The sequence below is a fragment of the Pseudomonas sp. PSE1(2024) genome, from assembly GCF_050990555.1.
In the GTDB taxonomy this organism is placed as follows: domain Bacteria; phylum Pseudomonadota; class Gammaproteobacteria; order Pseudomonadales; family Pseudomonadaceae; genus Aquipseudomonas; species Aquipseudomonas aphyarum.
This window is the reverse complement of sequence record NZ_CP158967.1, coordinates 3,808,075-3,821,950: the sequence shown is the minus strand read 5'-3', so window position 1 is coordinate 3,821,950 and position 13,876 is coordinate 3,808,075. Positions and strand designations below refer to the sequence as shown.

At 60.6% G+C, this 13,876-nt stretch carries 15 protein-coding genes; 7 read left to right on the top strand and 8 right to left on the bottom strand.

What is annotated here, in order from left to right:
* Nucleotides 1-83 precede the first annotated feature (83 nt).
* A complete protein-coding gene (locus ABTV87_RS17190) occupies nt 84-1,346 on the top strand; it encodes an MFS transporter (RefSeq protein WP_433899866.1) in 1,263 nt (420 codons plus the stop codon).
* Nucleotides 1,347-1,367: 21 nt separating this feature from the next.
* On the opposite strand, the gene ABTV87_RS17185 is transcribed toward ABTV87_RS17190, so the two are convergent.
* From ABTV87_RS17185 to ABTV87_RS17155, 7 genes are read right to left on the bottom strand one after another with little or no spacing between them, the layout of a single operon-like run.
* Nucleotides 1,368-2,735, bottom strand: coding sequence for a sensor histidine kinase (locus ABTV87_RS17185; protein ID WP_085602865.1), 1,368 nt, complete (start codon nt 2,733-2,735; stop codon nt 1,368-1,370).
* A complete protein-coding gene (locus tag ABTV87_RS17180) occupies nt 2,732-3,394 on the bottom strand; it encodes a response regulator (RefSeq protein WP_085602867.1) in 663 nt (220 codons plus the stop codon). Before ABTV87_RS17180 ends, ABTV87_RS17185 begins: the two co-directional genes overlap by 4 nt.
* A gap of 11 nt (nt 3,395-3,405) precedes the next feature.
* Nucleotides 3,406-4,050: a tetratricopeptide repeat protein gene (locus ABTV87_RS17175; protein WP_085602869.1), complete on the bottom strand. Its 645-nt coding sequence runs from the start codon at nt 4,048-4,050 to the stop codon at nt 3,406-3,408.
* A complete protein-coding gene (locus ABTV87_RS17170) occupies nt 4,047-4,856 on the bottom strand; it encodes an SDR family oxidoreductase (RefSeq protein WP_085602871.1) in 810 nt (269 codons plus the stop codon). Before ABTV87_RS17170 ends, ABTV87_RS17175 begins: the two co-directional genes overlap by 4 nt.
* Complete coding sequence (locus ABTV87_RS17165) at nt 4,843-5,517, bottom strand: TenA family transcriptional regulator (RefSeq protein WP_221534310.1); 675 nt, start codon at nt 5,515-5,517, stop codon at nt 4,843-4,845. The genes ABTV87_RS17170 and ABTV87_RS17165 overlap by 14 nt, the downstream gene beginning before the upstream one ends.
* Nucleotides 5,514-6,995: an AMP-binding protein gene (locus ABTV87_RS17160; protein ID WP_433897990.1), complete on the bottom strand. Its 1,482-nt coding sequence runs from the start codon at nt 6,993-6,995 to the stop codon at nt 5,514-5,516. Before ABTV87_RS17160 ends, ABTV87_RS17165 begins: the two co-directional genes overlap by 4 nt.
* Nucleotides 6,985-7,659, bottom strand: a complete 675-nt coding sequence (locus tag ABTV87_RS17155; protein ID WP_085602876.1) for a thermostable hemolysin — start codon at nt 7,657-7,659, stop codon at nt 6,985-6,987. The genes ABTV87_RS17160 and ABTV87_RS17155 overlap by 11 nt, the downstream gene beginning before the upstream one ends.
* A gap of 206 nt (nt 7,660-7,865) precedes the next feature.
* On the opposite strand from ABTV87_RS17155, the gene ABTV87_RS17150 reads away from it, so the two are divergent.
* From ABTV87_RS17150 to ABTV87_RS17125, 6 genes are all read left to right on the top strand, one after another.
* Nucleotides 7,866-8,414 carry a cytochrome b gene (locus tag ABTV87_RS17150; RefSeq protein WP_258711908.1) on the top strand — a complete coding sequence of 183 codons (549 nt, stop codon included), beginning with the start codon at nt 7,866-7,868 and terminating at the stop codon, nt 8,412-8,414.
* 135 nt (nt 8,415-8,549) lie between these two features.
* Nucleotides 8,550-10,241, top strand: a complete 1,692-nt coding sequence (locus tag ABTV87_RS17145; RefSeq protein WP_433897989.1) for a DUF2599 domain-containing protein — start codon at nt 8,550-8,552, stop codon at nt 10,239-10,241.
* 75 nt (nt 10,242-10,316) lie between these two features.
* Nucleotides 10,317-11,555 carry a DUF2599 domain-containing protein gene (locus ABTV87_RS17140; RefSeq protein ID WP_433897988.1) on the top strand — a complete coding sequence of 413 codons (1,239 nt, stop codon included), beginning with the start codon at nt 10,317-10,319 and terminating at the stop codon, nt 11,553-11,555.
* A gap of 114 nt (nt 11,556-11,669) precedes the next feature.
* Entirely contained in the window at nt 11,670-11,972 is a 303-nt protein-coding gene (locus ABTV87_RS17135) for an ArsR/SmtB family transcription factor (RefSeq protein ID WP_007950555.1), read from the top strand.
* Nucleotides 11,973-12,035: 63 nt separating this feature from the next.
* On the top strand, nt 12,036-13,031 hold the full coding sequence (locus ABTV87_RS17130; RefSeq protein ID WP_433897987.1) for a zinc-dependent alcohol dehydrogenase family protein: 996 nt from the start codon (nt 12,036-12,038) through the stop codon (nt 13,029-13,031).
* Nucleotides 13,028-13,357 carry an antibiotic biosynthesis monooxygenase family protein gene (locus ABTV87_RS17125; RefSeq protein WP_433897986.1) on the top strand — a complete coding sequence of 110 codons (330 nt, stop codon included), beginning with the start codon at nt 13,028-13,030 and terminating at the stop codon, nt 13,355-13,357. Before ABTV87_RS17130 ends, ABTV87_RS17125 begins: the two co-directional genes overlap by 4 nt.
* A gap of 69 nt (nt 13,358-13,426) precedes the next feature.
* On the opposite strand, the gene ABTV87_RS17120 is transcribed toward ABTV87_RS17125, so the two are convergent.
* Nucleotides 13,427-13,783, bottom strand: a complete 357-nt coding sequence (locus ABTV87_RS17120) for a hypothetical protein (protein WP_221534320.1) — start codon at nt 13,781-13,783, stop codon at nt 13,427-13,429.
* Nucleotides 13,784-13,876: the final 93 nt, after the last annotated feature.

Sequence of the window (13,876 nt, the reverse complement as noted above, 5' to 3'; positions counted from 1 at the left end):
GCAACTAAAACGCCCGGCAAAAGGTCATTCGATTTGCGGAGGTTGAGTCATCTCGCAGAACCTCGACAATGAAGACGTTACCCGTGGCCACTCACCTCGATCGCCGCAATAACCTGTCCCTCGACAGCCTGAATTTCTTCCTCGCCGACGTGCGTGACGGGCTCGGTCCCTATTTGGCGATTTACCTGTTGGCGGTTCACCACTGGGAGCCGGCGAGCATTGGTCTGGTCATGACCATTGCCGGGATCGCTGCGCTCATCACGCAGACCCCGGCAGGCGCGCTGGTCGACAGCACACGCTTCAAACGGGCGCTGATAGCGATTGCTGCGCTGGTGGTCACCGGAAGCTGTCTGCTGCTGCCGTTCGTGACGTCGTTCAGCCTGGTGGCGGTGACGCAAGCCATCAGTGCCGTCGCCGCTTCGATCTTCGCGCCAGCCATTTGCGCGATCACCCTTGGCATTACCGGGCCTCGCGCGTTTACGCGAAGAACCGGGCGCAACGAAACCTTCAACCACGCCGGCAACGCTTGCGCCGCGTTGTTGGCTGGTTTGTCCGCGTACCTGTTCGGCCCGGTCGCGGTGTTTTATCTGATGGCAGTCATGGCGCTGGCCAGTGTGATTGCCGTCTCGTTCGTATCGGCCGACGCGATTGACCACGATCTCGCCCGAGGTCTGGAGCCCAGCGAAACGGGGCAGGGCAAGCAGCCTTCGGGGCTTTCCGTGTTGCTCACCAACAGACCGCTGCTAATGTTCGCGATTTGCTGCGCGCTGTTTCATCTGGCAAACGCGGCGATGTTGCCGCTGGTGAGTCAGAAACTGGCGCAGGCCAATCTGCAGATGGCCACGCCGCTTACGTCCGCCTGCATCGTCGCGGCGCAACTGGTGATGGTGCCGGTTGCACTGCTGGTGGGGGCGAAAGCGGATCTGTGGGGACGCAAGCCGTTGTTGCTGGCAGGGTTCCTGATCCTGCCATTGCGCGGCGTGTTGTATGTGCTGTCGAACGATCCATGGTGGCTGGTTTCGGTGCAGTTGCTCGATGGCATCGGCGCGGGGATTTTCGGCGCGCTGTTTCCGGTGGTAGTGAAAGACCTGACGTTGGGCACCGGGCATTTCAATGTCAGCCTTGGGGCGATTTCGACGGTGTTTGGTTTGGGGGCTGCGCTGAGCAACAGCCTGGCGGGGATTGTGGTTCAGGAGGCGGGGTACAGCGCTGCGTTCCTGACCTTGGCGGGGGTGGCGCTGGCGGCGCTGGTGCTGCTTTGGGTGGCGGTACCGGAGACGGTGTCGCGCTCCAATACCGAATCAAAGGTATTGCACAGCAAGGCGCCACCGATGGTTGCGCCATGACTCAACGGTCGCAAGACTTGTTCAACCGGCGGGAATCGACAGCGTCGCCCTCAGACCGCCCTCGACCCGGTTTTCCAGTGTGATTCGCCCGCCCAGACGGGTCGCGATGGTATGGACGATGGTCAGCCCCAGCCCCGCACCTTGGGGATTGCCCCGGCTGTAGAACCGTTCGAACAACCGCGCTCGATCCGCTTCATCGATTCCCGGCCCCTGATCTTCAACGCTCAAATGGTAGAAGCCGTCGGCCTGGGTCAATTGCACGCCGATCACGCCCTGTTCGGGAGAGAAATTGGCAGCGTTGGTGATCAGGTTGTTCAGGGCGATGTCGATGGCGGCAGCATCGGTGAGGGCATTGAAGGAGGGGGCGCTGACGTCGAAGGCCAGTTCCAGATGTTTGCTCAACAGCCACGGCGTCAGTTGCACCAGACTGTTGCGTACGATTTCACCGAGATCGATGCGTTTGTTGGCAGGCGCCTTGGCCTCTGGTTCGAGGCGGGCCATGGTCAGCAACTGATTGACCAGGCGGCTGGTGCGATCCACCCCGGCGATCAAAAACTCGAGTGACTCGCGCCGCTCCTGTTCAGTGCCGGCCTCCAGCAGGTTTTGCGCATGGACACGCAGTACCGCCAATGGCGTGCGCATTTCGTGGGCGGCGTCGGCGATGAAGCGCCGTTCACGGCCCAGCACTTCCTGGATCTGCGCGAGCATGCGGTTGAGCGCGGCCTGCATCGGTTCCAGCTCGCTGGGCAGGGGTGTCAATTGCAGCGGTTCGAGGGAGCCACTGTGGCGGGCGCGCAGGGTTGCGGCCATGTTGGCCAAGGGTTTGAGACCCCAACCGATGGCCAGCCAGATCATCGCGGCAAGGACGAGGCTGCCGATCACGTTCGGCCATAGTGTGTGGCGGACGATCCGGTCAACCAGATCCGCTCGCACGTCGCCACGTTCGCCCACCCAGATGCGCAGCCCGTTCTGTTTGTCTTCCAGGATAAAGGCCCGCCAGTGGCGCTTGTTCAGATCCTCCACGTCGCTGAAGCCAGGCTGGATCGGCGGCGTGCTGAAGGAGGGCGCGCTGGCGGTATGCACCAGGACCTCGCCCTTGGTATTCCAGACCTGAAAGGCGAGTTTTCTTTCGTAGGGGTGGCCGTCACCTTTTGGCACAGCTTCAGCCAATGCCGAGTTGAACGCCCGATACAGATCCGCGTGTTCCTGCCCCGGCAACGGCATGCGCATCACGCCTTGCAGCAGACGCGCATTCTGCGCCAGTTGCGCGTCGTAGACTTCGGCGATTTCGTGGTTGCTGTCGTGCAGGTTGAACAGGCTGAGCACTGTCAGCCCGGCAAGCATCAGACCGATGATCAGAGTCAGAGTACGGCGCCGGATCGAGGTCATCGGCGTTCCTCCACCAGATAACCCACACCGCGGATGGTGCGGATCAGGTCGGTGGAGAATTTCTTGCGCAGGTGGTGGATGTGCACTTCCAGGGTGTTGCTTTCGGCTTCTTCGTTCCAGCCGTAGAGCAGTTGCGTCAAGTGATCGCGGGTCATGACCCGGCCGGGTGGCGACAACAGTTCATGCAGCAGCTGATATTCCTTGGGCGTGAGTATCACCGGCTGGCCCAGATAGCTGACTTGCTGGGTGCCGGGGTTGAGGCTGATGCCGGCGTGTTCGATAAGCATCTGCGCGCGTCCGGCACTGCGTCGCAGCAGGGCGCGCAGACGGGCCTTGAGCTCGGCCAGGTCGAAGGGCTTGATCAGGTAGTCGTCGGCGCCAGCGTCCAGTCCCGCGATGCGGTCTTCCGTGGCATCGCGTGCGGTGAGGATCAGCACCGGCAGGTTCGAGCCGCTGGCGCGCAGACGGCGTAACACTTCGAGACCGTCCATGCGTGGCAGGCCGAGATCGAGCACCGCCAGGTCAAAGGTCTCGCTGAGCAGGGCGTGCAGGGCGCTGCTGCCGTCCTTGAGCCAGTCGACGGTGTAGCCCTCGCGCCCCAGCGCCTGATGAATGCCCTCGCCAAGGGCCTCGTCATCTTCGATCAGTAATAAACGCACACGAACCCCTGTCAGTCGAGTTTCTTGTTCACGTCCACCAGCAACGCGGCGATCTCTTTGCGGCGCCCGGCGTCCGCACTTTCCCTGCCCGGACGGGGAGCGGCCTGCTGGGCTTTTTGCAGCGCTGCCCTGGCTTCAGCGTAGCGTTTCTGACGGTAGAGGTGGTCGCCCCAGAAGTACAGGCTGTCGATGCCGTCGGGGTTGAGTTGCAAAGCCTGTTTGAGCAGTTGTTCGGCTTTGTCGCTGTCGCCGAAACCGATCGGCCAGCCCGGTACCCGGTCGTACAGCGCGGCCAGGCTGGTGTAGGCTGAACCTTGCAGCGCCTTGGGATCGAGGGTCAGGGATTTTTCCAGATCGGCCTTGGCGTCCTTGGCTTTGCCCAGGGCCCCAAGTCCGCCCTCGGCACCGGCCCAACTGCTGGTGACGATGCCTTTCCAGATCCAGGCCTCGGCGACGGCCGGACGTTCCGTGGCGAAGTGCGTTGCCTGGACGGCCAACTGTTCAAATGCAGCGGCGCGCTGTTTTTCCGGTGTTTCGTACTGGATGTGCGCCCAGCTCTGCTGGATGCTGTTGAGGCGTTGCTGATCGGCGGCGTCCATCGCCAAGGCTGATTGACTTAGGGCGCCCAGCAGCAGGCATGCGAAGAGTCTTTTCATGGTTTTGGCGTCTCGTTCTCGGGTTTTTCACTCAGGCGACGGATCAACGGCAATTGCTTGCGCAGACCGCGATCCACCAGATTGGGCAGCAGGCTGTTGAGGCGCACGAAAAAGCGCTCCGGCCAGCCCAGATAGAGGTCGCGGCGATCACCGGCAATCGCATGGATCACGGCGGCGGCGACGGCCTGCGGATCGTCGACGCTGGCTTTGAGTGCATCGTTCAATGCCTGCGCAGCGGCACTGTTCATGCTGGTGCGGGTGGCGCGCGGTGCGACATACAGCACGCCGACCCGGGTGTCCGCCAGTTCCCGGCGCAAGGCCTCGGAAAATCCGCGCAAGGCAAACTTGGTTGCGCAATAACTGGCATAACCGGGATAGCCGATTGAACCGTAGGTAGAGCCGACATTGACCACCATGGCGCTGTCGGCCTGCTTGAGCAGCGGTAGCAACAGTTTGGTCAGGCAGATCGGCGCACTGATGTTCACCGCCAGCATGGCGTTGATGTCGCTGTCGTCGAGCTGTTCCAGCATTGCGAAGTGATTGACCCCGGCGGCGTTGATCAGCAGGTTGATGCCGCCGATGGCCTCGGCGGCGGCCAGCACCTTGCGCCGGTCGCTGAGGAATGTCAGGTCGGCAGCGACCCAGCACAGATTCTGTGGGTAAAGATCGAGCAACGGGCGCAGCGATTCCTGATGTCGCGCCACCGCCAGGACTTGCGCACCGGCGGCGCACAGGGCACGGGTGATGGCCAGTCCGATGCCACCACTGGCACCGGTCAGCACCACACGGGCTTCATGCAGCTGCATGTTGAACCTCCGTGTCACGGGGCAGGCTTCGGAACATGTCGGTGTAGAGCCGATAGACGACTTTCGAGGCATGAATCACCGCCGCCTGATCGGCCGGATCTTCCAGCTGATTCATCAACCGGCGATAGGTGTGCATGTGCTCGATGTCGAGCGAACCGTGGGAGCTGAGATAACTGAACGCCGTTTCGGGCAGCGCCAGTCGTTCGCGAATGCTGCCTGCCGCGTGTGTGGCCAAAGCGATGCTGGTGCCTTCAAGCACATTCACCATGCCGAACAACCCCACCGGGTTGCCCCGGGCGATCAGGTCGTAGAGGAAACTGACCATCAGCTCGATCGGCAACGAAGGCTGACCGTCCCGGACCGCGTCACGATCACCGCCACAAGCGGCGATGTCGTCGAGTACCCATTGCTCATGACCGTATTCGTCCTCGATGTATTCGCACACGGCTTTGCGCAGCCATTCCAGGTGCGTCGGCAGTCGCGCACCACAGGCCATCATCAGCGGTACGGTGTGGCGCACGTGGTAGTAGGCCTGGGCGAGAAACGCGCGATAGCTTTCAAGGCTGACCTTGCCTTGCAGCGCGTCGAGAATCACCGGCAGGTTGAACAACTCGTGGCGTTCCTGTTGTGTGGCTTCTTGCAGGGTGTCGAAAAAACTCATGGTGCCGATTCCTCGGAAAGGACTGATTCAGTGAGCAAGGTGCGGTACTGCGCGACGATCGCATCGCGGCGCGGGCGGCCGTTGGCGGTGAGCAGGCCATTGGCGGCGGTGAAGGGTTGTTTGAGGCGCGTCCAGTGATGCACTTGGGCGTAATCGGGCAATACCTCGTTGGTAGCGGCGACGGCGGCTTCCAGTTGTGCATCGGTGCAATCAGGGCGATGTGGCCAGAGCAGGGCGTGGTTGTGTGGCAAGGCCTCGCCATACACAAAGGCCTGAGCGATGTGATGGCGCTGGGTCAGTTCGGACTCGACCCATTCCGGGTTGACGTTGCGCCCGAAGCTGGTGACGAACTGATGCTTCTTGCGGCCCTTGAGGTAGAGAAAACCTTCCGGATCGAATTCGCCCAGATCACCGCTGGGCCACCATTCATCACTGAATGCCGGTTCGCCCAGGTAACCGATCAGTGTCGAGCCCTTGATCAACACCTCTCCGTCTTCGGCAAGGCGTACGTCGACATGGGGCAGGGGCCGGCCGACACTGCCCGGACGCCGAGCCCCGGGCCGGTTGAGGCAGACCACCGAGGCGCACTCGGACAGGCCGTAGCCTTCGTAGACCGGCAGGCCGACCCGTTGCGCGCGGTGCAGCAGATCCTCGGAAACCCGTGCGCCACCAACGGCGGCAAAACGCAGCGATTGCGGATCGAAGGCTTTCTGTTCGGCAGCGCTGACCAACAGCAAAAGCAATTGCGGCACCAGGATCAGACTCTCGGGCGCCCGGTGGGCCAGGCAGCCGAGCAAGCGCGGCAGGTCGACGCCGCTGGCGCCCTGGATGCCCAGGATTTTCTGGCTCGGCACGCTCAGCGTCGCCCCGGCGTACAGGGCCGCATAACAGCCAAGGTTTTCCAGCAGGATCGCCAGTGGCAGCAACGCCACGTGATGTTGAGGGGCTGTGGTTTTGCTGGCCTCTTCCAGCTCCCGAGCGACCCGCAGCAGACTGTCCGCGCTCTGGCACACGCCCTTCGGTGTACCGGTGGTGCCGGAAGTGAACGTCAGTTTGGCGGTGCCGACTGGCAGGCGGTTCGGGCCTTCAAAGGCGCGGCACCAGAATTCACCGCGTTGTTCATAACCGGCGGCCAGCAATTCTGGCTCCAACTCCGGTTCGGCGATCACTCGCTCGGCCTGGCTTTGCTCAAGGCAATGGGCACGTTGTGCCGGACTGAAGAACGGTGGCAGGGTCACGCACGTCAAGCCTTCAAACAACGCTGCCAGATCCCAGAGTATGGCTTCGACGCCGTTGTCCAGCGCCAGGGCGATAACCTTCACGTTTTCATCGCGCAAGCGCTGCTGGCGGTACATCACCTCGGCGTACAGCGTCGTGTAGCTGATTTTCAGCGTGTCGCCCCACAACGCCAGGGCGTTGTCATTGCGCCCTGCATGGCTGCGCAGGGTTTCCTGAAATCGTTGACGTTCAAGCGACATGGCAGGCTCCCTCAACGGATGTCGGCAATCCCAGCCGGCTGAACAGACCGATGTTGCGAAGATGGATGAAACCGGAGCGGATATTGCCCACGTGCACCCAGGGTTTGCTTTCGTAGTAACTGCCCCAGTGGTGACGGTCATCGCCCAGACGCTCCGGGTCAGCGGCGCACAGCGTTACCGGTTTCAGACCCAGGCGATGGAAGCTGTTGACCAGTCCGATATTGCCGGTGAAGGTCACCCATTCCAGACCCCCCATGGCCAACAGGTAAGTGATGGCAATGATGCTCAGGCGTGCGCTGCCGGTGTCGTTGGCGGCAAGGTTGCCGACTTCGACAATGCCGCTGCGCTCCACCGGACGGTCGGCCGCCGCGCTGATCAAGGGCTCGATCGGCTCATCCAGGTAACGTTCGAGAAACAGCGATTCAAGATGCGCGCGGCGTACGCCGGCCACCGCGCACAGTTCGCCGGAGTCGTTGTGCACGCCAAACAGTTCGGGCATGAAATGACGAATATCGGCGCCATGAGCCTTGTGAAAGCGCTGTTGAATGAACGCTTCGAACGATGCCCGCTGAGCGTCGCCCGGCAGCGAGCTGGACAATCGCATCAGTGTTTCGGCATGGCCGAAGTGCAGGGGCAGGGGGATGTTCCAGTCAGAATCGGGCATGGGCTGAAGGCCTCCCTCAATAGGTTTGAGTGGAGTATCCGGGCCATTTCTTAACGAAGTCTGAAGGTGAAAAAAGGTTTACGAAACCGTTGATCTTCAGACTGTCTTAAGACTGTCAGGGCAGGGTAACGCCGTCGGTTCGCCCGGCAACCGGATCGAAACGGCCGAACGAGTCCGCCGTCGCTCACAACAATCACGAGGCACCTATGACCCACGACATGGCCGCACCCCGTTATGGAAAACTGTCGATCACATTGCACTGGCTGATGCTGGCGTTGTTCGTCGGCGTATACGCTTGCGTTGAAATCAAAGGATTCATGCCCAAAGGCAGCGAAGCGCGAGGCCTGTTAATGGGGTTGCACGGGGTGTTTGGCGCGAGCATCTTCGTCCTGGTGTGGGTCCGCCTTCTCGGACGCCTGTCGCCGCGTCCACCGATTACCCCGAAACCTCCTGCCTGGCAGACCGCAATCGCTCACCTGATGCACTTGGCCCTGTATGTGCTGATGATCGTCACACCGGTGCTGGCCTGGCTGATGCTCGCCGCTGGCGACAAACCCTTTCCGTACTTCGGCCTTCATTTACCGGCGCCGGTGGTGGTCGATCCGGACATGGCCAAACAGATCAAGTATTGGCATGAGCTGCTGGGCAGTGCGGGCTATTGGCTGATCGGCCTGCACGCGGCGGCGGGGCTGTTTCATCACTATTGGGTGCGGGACAACACGCTGCTGCGCATGCTGCCGTCGCGTCAGCGGTGAGTTCGGTGTTGAGTTAAGTGTTCAAGAAGTGAGGACATGTTCACAACGTTCCGGTCAGCGGTTTGACCGTATGGATTGAGCTAACTACGCTGCCTTTCATGGAAGTGTCATCTCGCACGACAAGGAGTGTCGGTTATGCGCGCAGCCGTTCGTTCGCCTTTAATTCTGAGCCTGTTCCTGCCCTTGGCATTCAGCGCCGTGGCGGCCCAGCCACCTCTCGACCCGCTGGAAACCCTGAACCGCATCAACCGCAACTACAATACCCTCAAGGATGCCTGCCAGGAGCCCGACACCGGTGCTGCTCGCGGGCTCTATTATTGCAGCGGGGTGACGTTGCGCATGGTCAACGACGGGCCGTTCAACCCGTGGGACTACAGCCCTTACGCGATCAAGATCGGTGCGACGTCCTACTCGTGGATCCGCAAGGATCTGAGCACCCGGATTCTCATTCACCCGGCCGGTTTCATCCTGCGCAATCCCACTGATGCGGCGGCGCTGCAATTGCCGGTCAAGGAGCAAGGCTTCACCTGTATCTACGCCTTCGATGGCGGCACCGGGCCCGAGCGCAAGTGGTATGGCTGCGGCTTTTTCGACAGTCGCGAACCGCCGCGCGCCGCTCAGGGAACGATGAACAACAAGAACGCCGCGCTGGCCTACGGCACTTGCGCGGAAGCCGGCGTGACCACCGCCGAGCAGTGGACCAACAAGTACACCGGGTTGATGAAAGGGCCGATCCAGTACGGCCAGTGTTCCTGGAACGCGGAAAAGCCCAGCGACTGGAATGCGATGATCCGCGTCCACGAATCGCGGGTGAACACCACCAACAAAGACCCCTTCGCCTTCAGTGCGCAGGTCAACGAATTCATGTTGAAGAACGCTTCGTCGACTAACGACGGCAGCGAGAATATGAAGTACATCGACGCCTTCATCTACAACGTCAACAGCACGCAGAACTTCGCCACCCGCGGCGATCAGGCGCCGCCGAAACCGGAAAACGGCTTGAACAGCGCGCGCAACTTCCAGAAGAAACTCCAGGCTCAGGGGTACAGCGTGCCGGTCCTGCGACTGGACTTCACCAAACCGCCGGAACAGCGTTTCAGCTACGTTGCGGCGGATCAGGCGATTGATCTGACAGCCGCTGGCAACGGGCAAACCACGCCGGCTCCGGTGCCTCGCTACATTGTTTCGGCCAACTGGGTCGAACGCCACGACCCCGGCACGGGCAAGAACGAGTGGACCCTGAACGTCACGCCCACCGCTCAGGGCAAGGCGATTCAGGCCAGCGATCAGGAGGCTTTGTACAAGGAATTGTTCGCGCTGCGCGGTGCCGACAGCCAGTGGCGCGACAACGAAAAATCCGCCGGCAGCATGCGTCAGCAATTGAGCTGCCTGGTGCAGAACTACCCCGGCAAGACCGAATGGAATCTGGAACCGTTCCGTCCCGTGGTCACCCCTCAGGAAGCGGCGAAGACCGGTTGTAATCCGCTGCCGGTGAAGGCACCGCAATACATCGCATCTGCCGACTGGGTCAAACGCTACGACCCGGGCACCCGTCAGGACGAATGGACCTTGAGCGTCGTGCCGACCGCCGCCGGACGTGCCTTGCCCAACGAACAGATCGACGTCTTGTACCAGCAGTTATTTGCCCTCAGAGGCGCCGATGGCAACTGGCGCGACAACGAAAAATCCGTCGGCAGCATGCGCCAGCAATTGAACTGCGTACTGGTGAATTACCGCGCCAAGACGCCATGGAATCTTGAACCCTTCCGGCCTGCGCTCTCGGACAACGAGACACGCTCGGCAGGTTGCAACCCGGTTTCGCGTTAAGCCCGCCCGATGCAGCAGGACGTCGCATCGGGTTGAGCAGGGAAGGTCAGAAGCACCATCAGGGAGAAACACGTCATGAAAGAGCGCTGGAACAGGATCGTCCCGTTACTCGCGGTTCCATTGTTTCTGCACGCGACCTCGGCCAGTGCCGAGTCCTGTGAAGAAACCCTCAAACGCGTTGAAAGCTTGTACAACAACACCACCGCCAGTTGCGGCAAAGACCCGGCTTCGGACTGTTCGGGATTGCTGATCCGCGGCACGCACCGGGCCGACCCGGCGAAAGGGCAGAAGTGGGATGTGTGGAACCCAAGCCCCAAAGCGGTCGAACTGGGCACGTTTGCCGCCTCCTACATGCGGGCTGATGGTATCAGCTACGAAGACCCCGGCATGAGCACCCAGAACGGGTACATCATCACCCCGGTCGATATGGTGCGCGATCCGGAAAATCCGGTGCATGTTTACTGCGCATTTCCCAACGATGCCTGGACCGATTTTCGCGACGATCGCGGCTGCGGCAACAACAAGAACACCAGCCCGACCGAAGCGGTCTGCCAGGCCATGGCGCCGCCGATCACCAACGTCAACGCGTGGGTCGCGCACTTCACCAAGTTCAACAACAACCGCCAGCAGGATCAGCTGCAATGCGGCTTCAACATGCGCAATCCGATGAGCAGCCAGGATCGGGTCAACGCGTTCCAGAACTTCATGGGCGCCCGGCGCGTCATCAACACCCGTGAGTTCCAGACCCAGACCGAGCTGCGCCTGGGCAACCCGAAAACCGATGAATTGCCGATCCTGGCGTTTTTCTACAGTGATTCCCGGGGCTTGAACGATGCGCTGGCCAACCAGCGCGATTACAAGAACAAGACCGGCAAGGATCGCAACATCGTCAAGATCGACTTCCCGAGAACCCCGACCGCCAAGGCCACGTTCTCGTGCATGCAGACGGCAGCGCCACCGGCGCAACAGTTCTGCGAGAAGTACATCGAGTCCAGCACCTGGGTTCAGCGTGACGACCCTAAACTCGGGCCGAAAACCTGGTCTCTGGAAGTCGTGCCGACCGCCTGCGGTCGCGCGATCAAAGACGACCAGACCGACCGCATGTTTGCCGAGCTGTACAACAAACACAAAAACGACGAGCAATGGCGCCAGTACAGCGTCAACGGCGGGTCATTGCGCCGGCAGCTGGTCTGTCATCTGGCAGCGACGTTTGATGGCAAGCCTGTGAGGAACAAGCCGGAGTGGAACCTTGAACCGGCGCGGCCGTATGTGGATCAGGCGACGGCGGTGGCGCAGCGGTGTAATCCGTACTGAGGTTTTTTGCGGTGAAATCCGGTCTGCCGATGCCGTGGGTGTCGGCAGACCGTTCTGTTTTCCGCTGGTCAATCAGCGTATTGACATATCGAATAATCTCGATATTCTCGCGACATGGACCTGATCGAAGTATTCAAAGCACTCTCAAACCCGGTACGGCTTGAAATCCTGAAAGGCTTGAAAGACCCCGTAAAGAACTTCCCCCCGCAGGACGAGGGCGACGTACACACGGTGGGCGTGTGTGTGAGCAGTATTCAAGAGGGCATCGGACTCTCGCAGTCAACGGTGTCCGGTTATCTTGCAACGCTGCAGCGCGTGGGCCTGGTTGAAGTCAGGCGCATCGGTCAGTGGACCTACTACAAGCGCAATGAAGCCAACATCAGCGCTTTGGCCGAGGTCATAGGGAAAGAGCTGTAAAAAAATTTACCGCATTATATCGAGATATCTCGATATCCCTTATTGTCGATACGAGGATTCACCATGAAAGCGATGCTGCTTGAATCATTTGGCAACCCGGAATCGTTCACACTCTGCGACGTGCCCAAACCCGTGCCGGAAGCGGGGCAAGTGCTGGTCCGGGTACACGCCACCTCGATCAATCCATTGGATTATCAAGTCCGACGCGGCGACTATTCCGACCTGGTGCCACTGCCGGCCATCACCGGACATGACGTCTCCGGCGTAGTCGAAGCCGTCGGCCCCGGCGTGACGGCTTTCGCCCCCGGAGATGAAGTCTGGTACACGCCGCAAATCTTTGACGGCCCCGGCAGCTATGCCGAATACCACGTAGCGTCAGCCAGCATTATCGGCAAAAAGCCTTCATCGCTGAGCCATCTCGAAGCGGCCAGCCTCAGCTTGGTAGGCGGGACGGCGTGGGAAGCCCTGGTCGTGCGGGCAGCGCTCAGAGTGGGGGAGAGCATTCTGATCCACGGCGGCGCGGGAGGCGTCGGACACGTCGCCATCCAGCTCGCTAAAGCGATGGGTGCCAAAGTGTTCACCACTGCGCGCGAAGCAAACGCCGGGTTCGTCCGCCGCATGGGCGCCGACGTGATCATCGACTACGAAAAGGACGACTACGTCGACGCCATCCTGCGAGAAACCAATGGCCTCGGAGTGGACGTGGTATTCGACACCATCGGCGGCGACACACTCTCGCGCAGTCCCGACGCCCTCGCACAACTTGGCCGCGTGGTCTCGATCGTCGACATCGCCAAACCACAAAACCTCGTTCAGGCCTGGGGCAAGAACGCGAGCTATCACTTCGTTTTCACCCGCCAGAACCGCGGCAAGCTCGATGAATTGAGTGCCCTGGTGGAGCGCGGTCAACTGCGGCCTCATGTTGGCGCGGTGTATTCGCTTGCGGAGATTCCGCTGGCCCATGCTCGGTTGGAAAGTCCCAACAATGGTCTTCAAGGGAAGATTGCGATTGCGGTCGAGCCGGGGCTTCGGGCAGGTTCTGTGGGGGATGCGTCATGATTTATGAGATCGCTTTGTTGCCTGTTCACGCAGAACGCATTGATGAGTTCCGGCGCGCATTTGCCGAGGTTGCGCCTTTGCTCCGCCGCGCGAATGGGTATGGCGGGCATATGCTTGCGCAGGGGATTGAAACGCCGGAGCGGTTCAATTTGATCGTGCGGTGGGAATCGCTTGAGGCGCATACGGAGTTTGAGGCGGGGGAGGATCACAGGGTCTTTATGTTGGGGCTGGAGGAGTATTTTTCGGAGGAGCCGCAGGTTTATCACATTGAGGGGGCGGGTTTTAGTGCGGGTGAAGGTGATGGGGGGCTTTGGCCCGGAAACTGAAACAGGAGCCCTTCAGAAAAAGGGAGCAGATTCACTACCTGAATCTGCTCCCTTTTTTGTTCGTTAAGCTCAACCGTTGGCGTTTGCTCTCTTTTCCGCCGTCACGATGCAAGCCTTGTAGAAATTGGAATGGAAATCGCTGATCGCTTTCTGCTGCAAGCTCTCGCTTGAGTATTGAGGAATCTCGTACGCCTCGCGGATCAACGACTTGAACACCTCACCCACGTACTCGTTCTGCTTACCTGCCGCTTCGGCCAATTCCAACACCGAAGCCATGGGCACGCCTTGCTGCCTGGTTTTCATGACCTGTTTGGCCGAGTTTTCTATTCGTTGGCACTCTTCGAGCTCTTCCTGCGGTACAGGAGAGGCAAGGGCGGAAAAACTGATGGCGAAGGTGACTGCTGTTGCCAGACATTGTTTGTGCACGAGGTGTCGTTCCTGGTTTTGAGGCTGAACCATATCATTCGTGGCTCGGCGCCACCATTGCAGGCAGGGAGAAAGAGCGCCAAGTGCTGGCAC

Bases quoted from the DNA above. Each gene is read 5' to 3' on its own strand.
- ABTV87_RS17185 (WP_085602865.1), bottom strand. From the start codon at position 2,735: ATGACCTCGATCCGGCGCCGTACTCTGACTCTGATCATCGGTCTGATG.
- ABTV87_RS17175 (WP_085602869.1), bottom strand. From the start codon at position 4,050: ATGAAAAGACTCTTCGCATGCCTGCTGCTGGGCGCCCTAAGTCAATCA.
- ABTV87_RS17170 (WP_085602871.1), bottom strand. From the start codon at position 4,856: ATGCAGCTGCATGAAGCCCGTGTGGTGCTGACCGGTGCCAGTGGTGGC.
- ABTV87_RS17165 (WP_221534310.1), bottom strand. From the start codon at position 5,517: ATGAGTTTTTTCGACACCCTGCAAGAAGCCACACAACAGGAACGCCAC.
- ABTV87_RS17160 (WP_433897990.1), bottom strand. From the start codon at position 6,995: ATGTCGCTTGAACGTCAACGATTTCAGGAAACCCTGCGCAGCCATGCA.
- ABTV87_RS17155 (WP_085602876.1), bottom strand. From the start codon at position 7,659: ATGCCCGATTCTGACTGGAACATCCCCCTGCCCCTGCACTTCGGCCAT.
- ABTV87_RS17150 (WP_258711908.1), top strand. From the start codon at position 7,866: ATGACCCACGACATGGCCGCACCCCGTTATGGAAAACTGTCGATCACA.
- ABTV87_RS17145 (WP_433897989.1), top strand. From the start codon at position 8,550: ATGCGCGCAGCCGTTCGTTCGCCTTTAATTCTGAGCCTGTTCCTGCCC.
- ABTV87_RS17140 (WP_433897988.1), top strand. From the start codon at position 10,317: ATGAAAGAGCGCTGGAACAGGATCGTCCCGTTACTCGCGGTTCCATTG.
- ABTV87_RS17135 (WP_007950555.1), top strand. From the start codon at position 11,670: ATGGACCTGATCGAAGTATTCAAAGCACTCTCAAACCCGGTACGGCTT.
- ABTV87_RS17130 (WP_433897987.1), top strand. From the start codon at position 12,036: ATGAAAGCGATGCTGCTTGAATCATTTGGCAACCCGGAATCGTTCACA.
- ABTV87_RS17125 (WP_433897986.1), top strand. From the start codon at position 13,028: ATGATTTATGAGATCGCTTTGTTGCCTGTTCACGCAGAACGCATTGAT.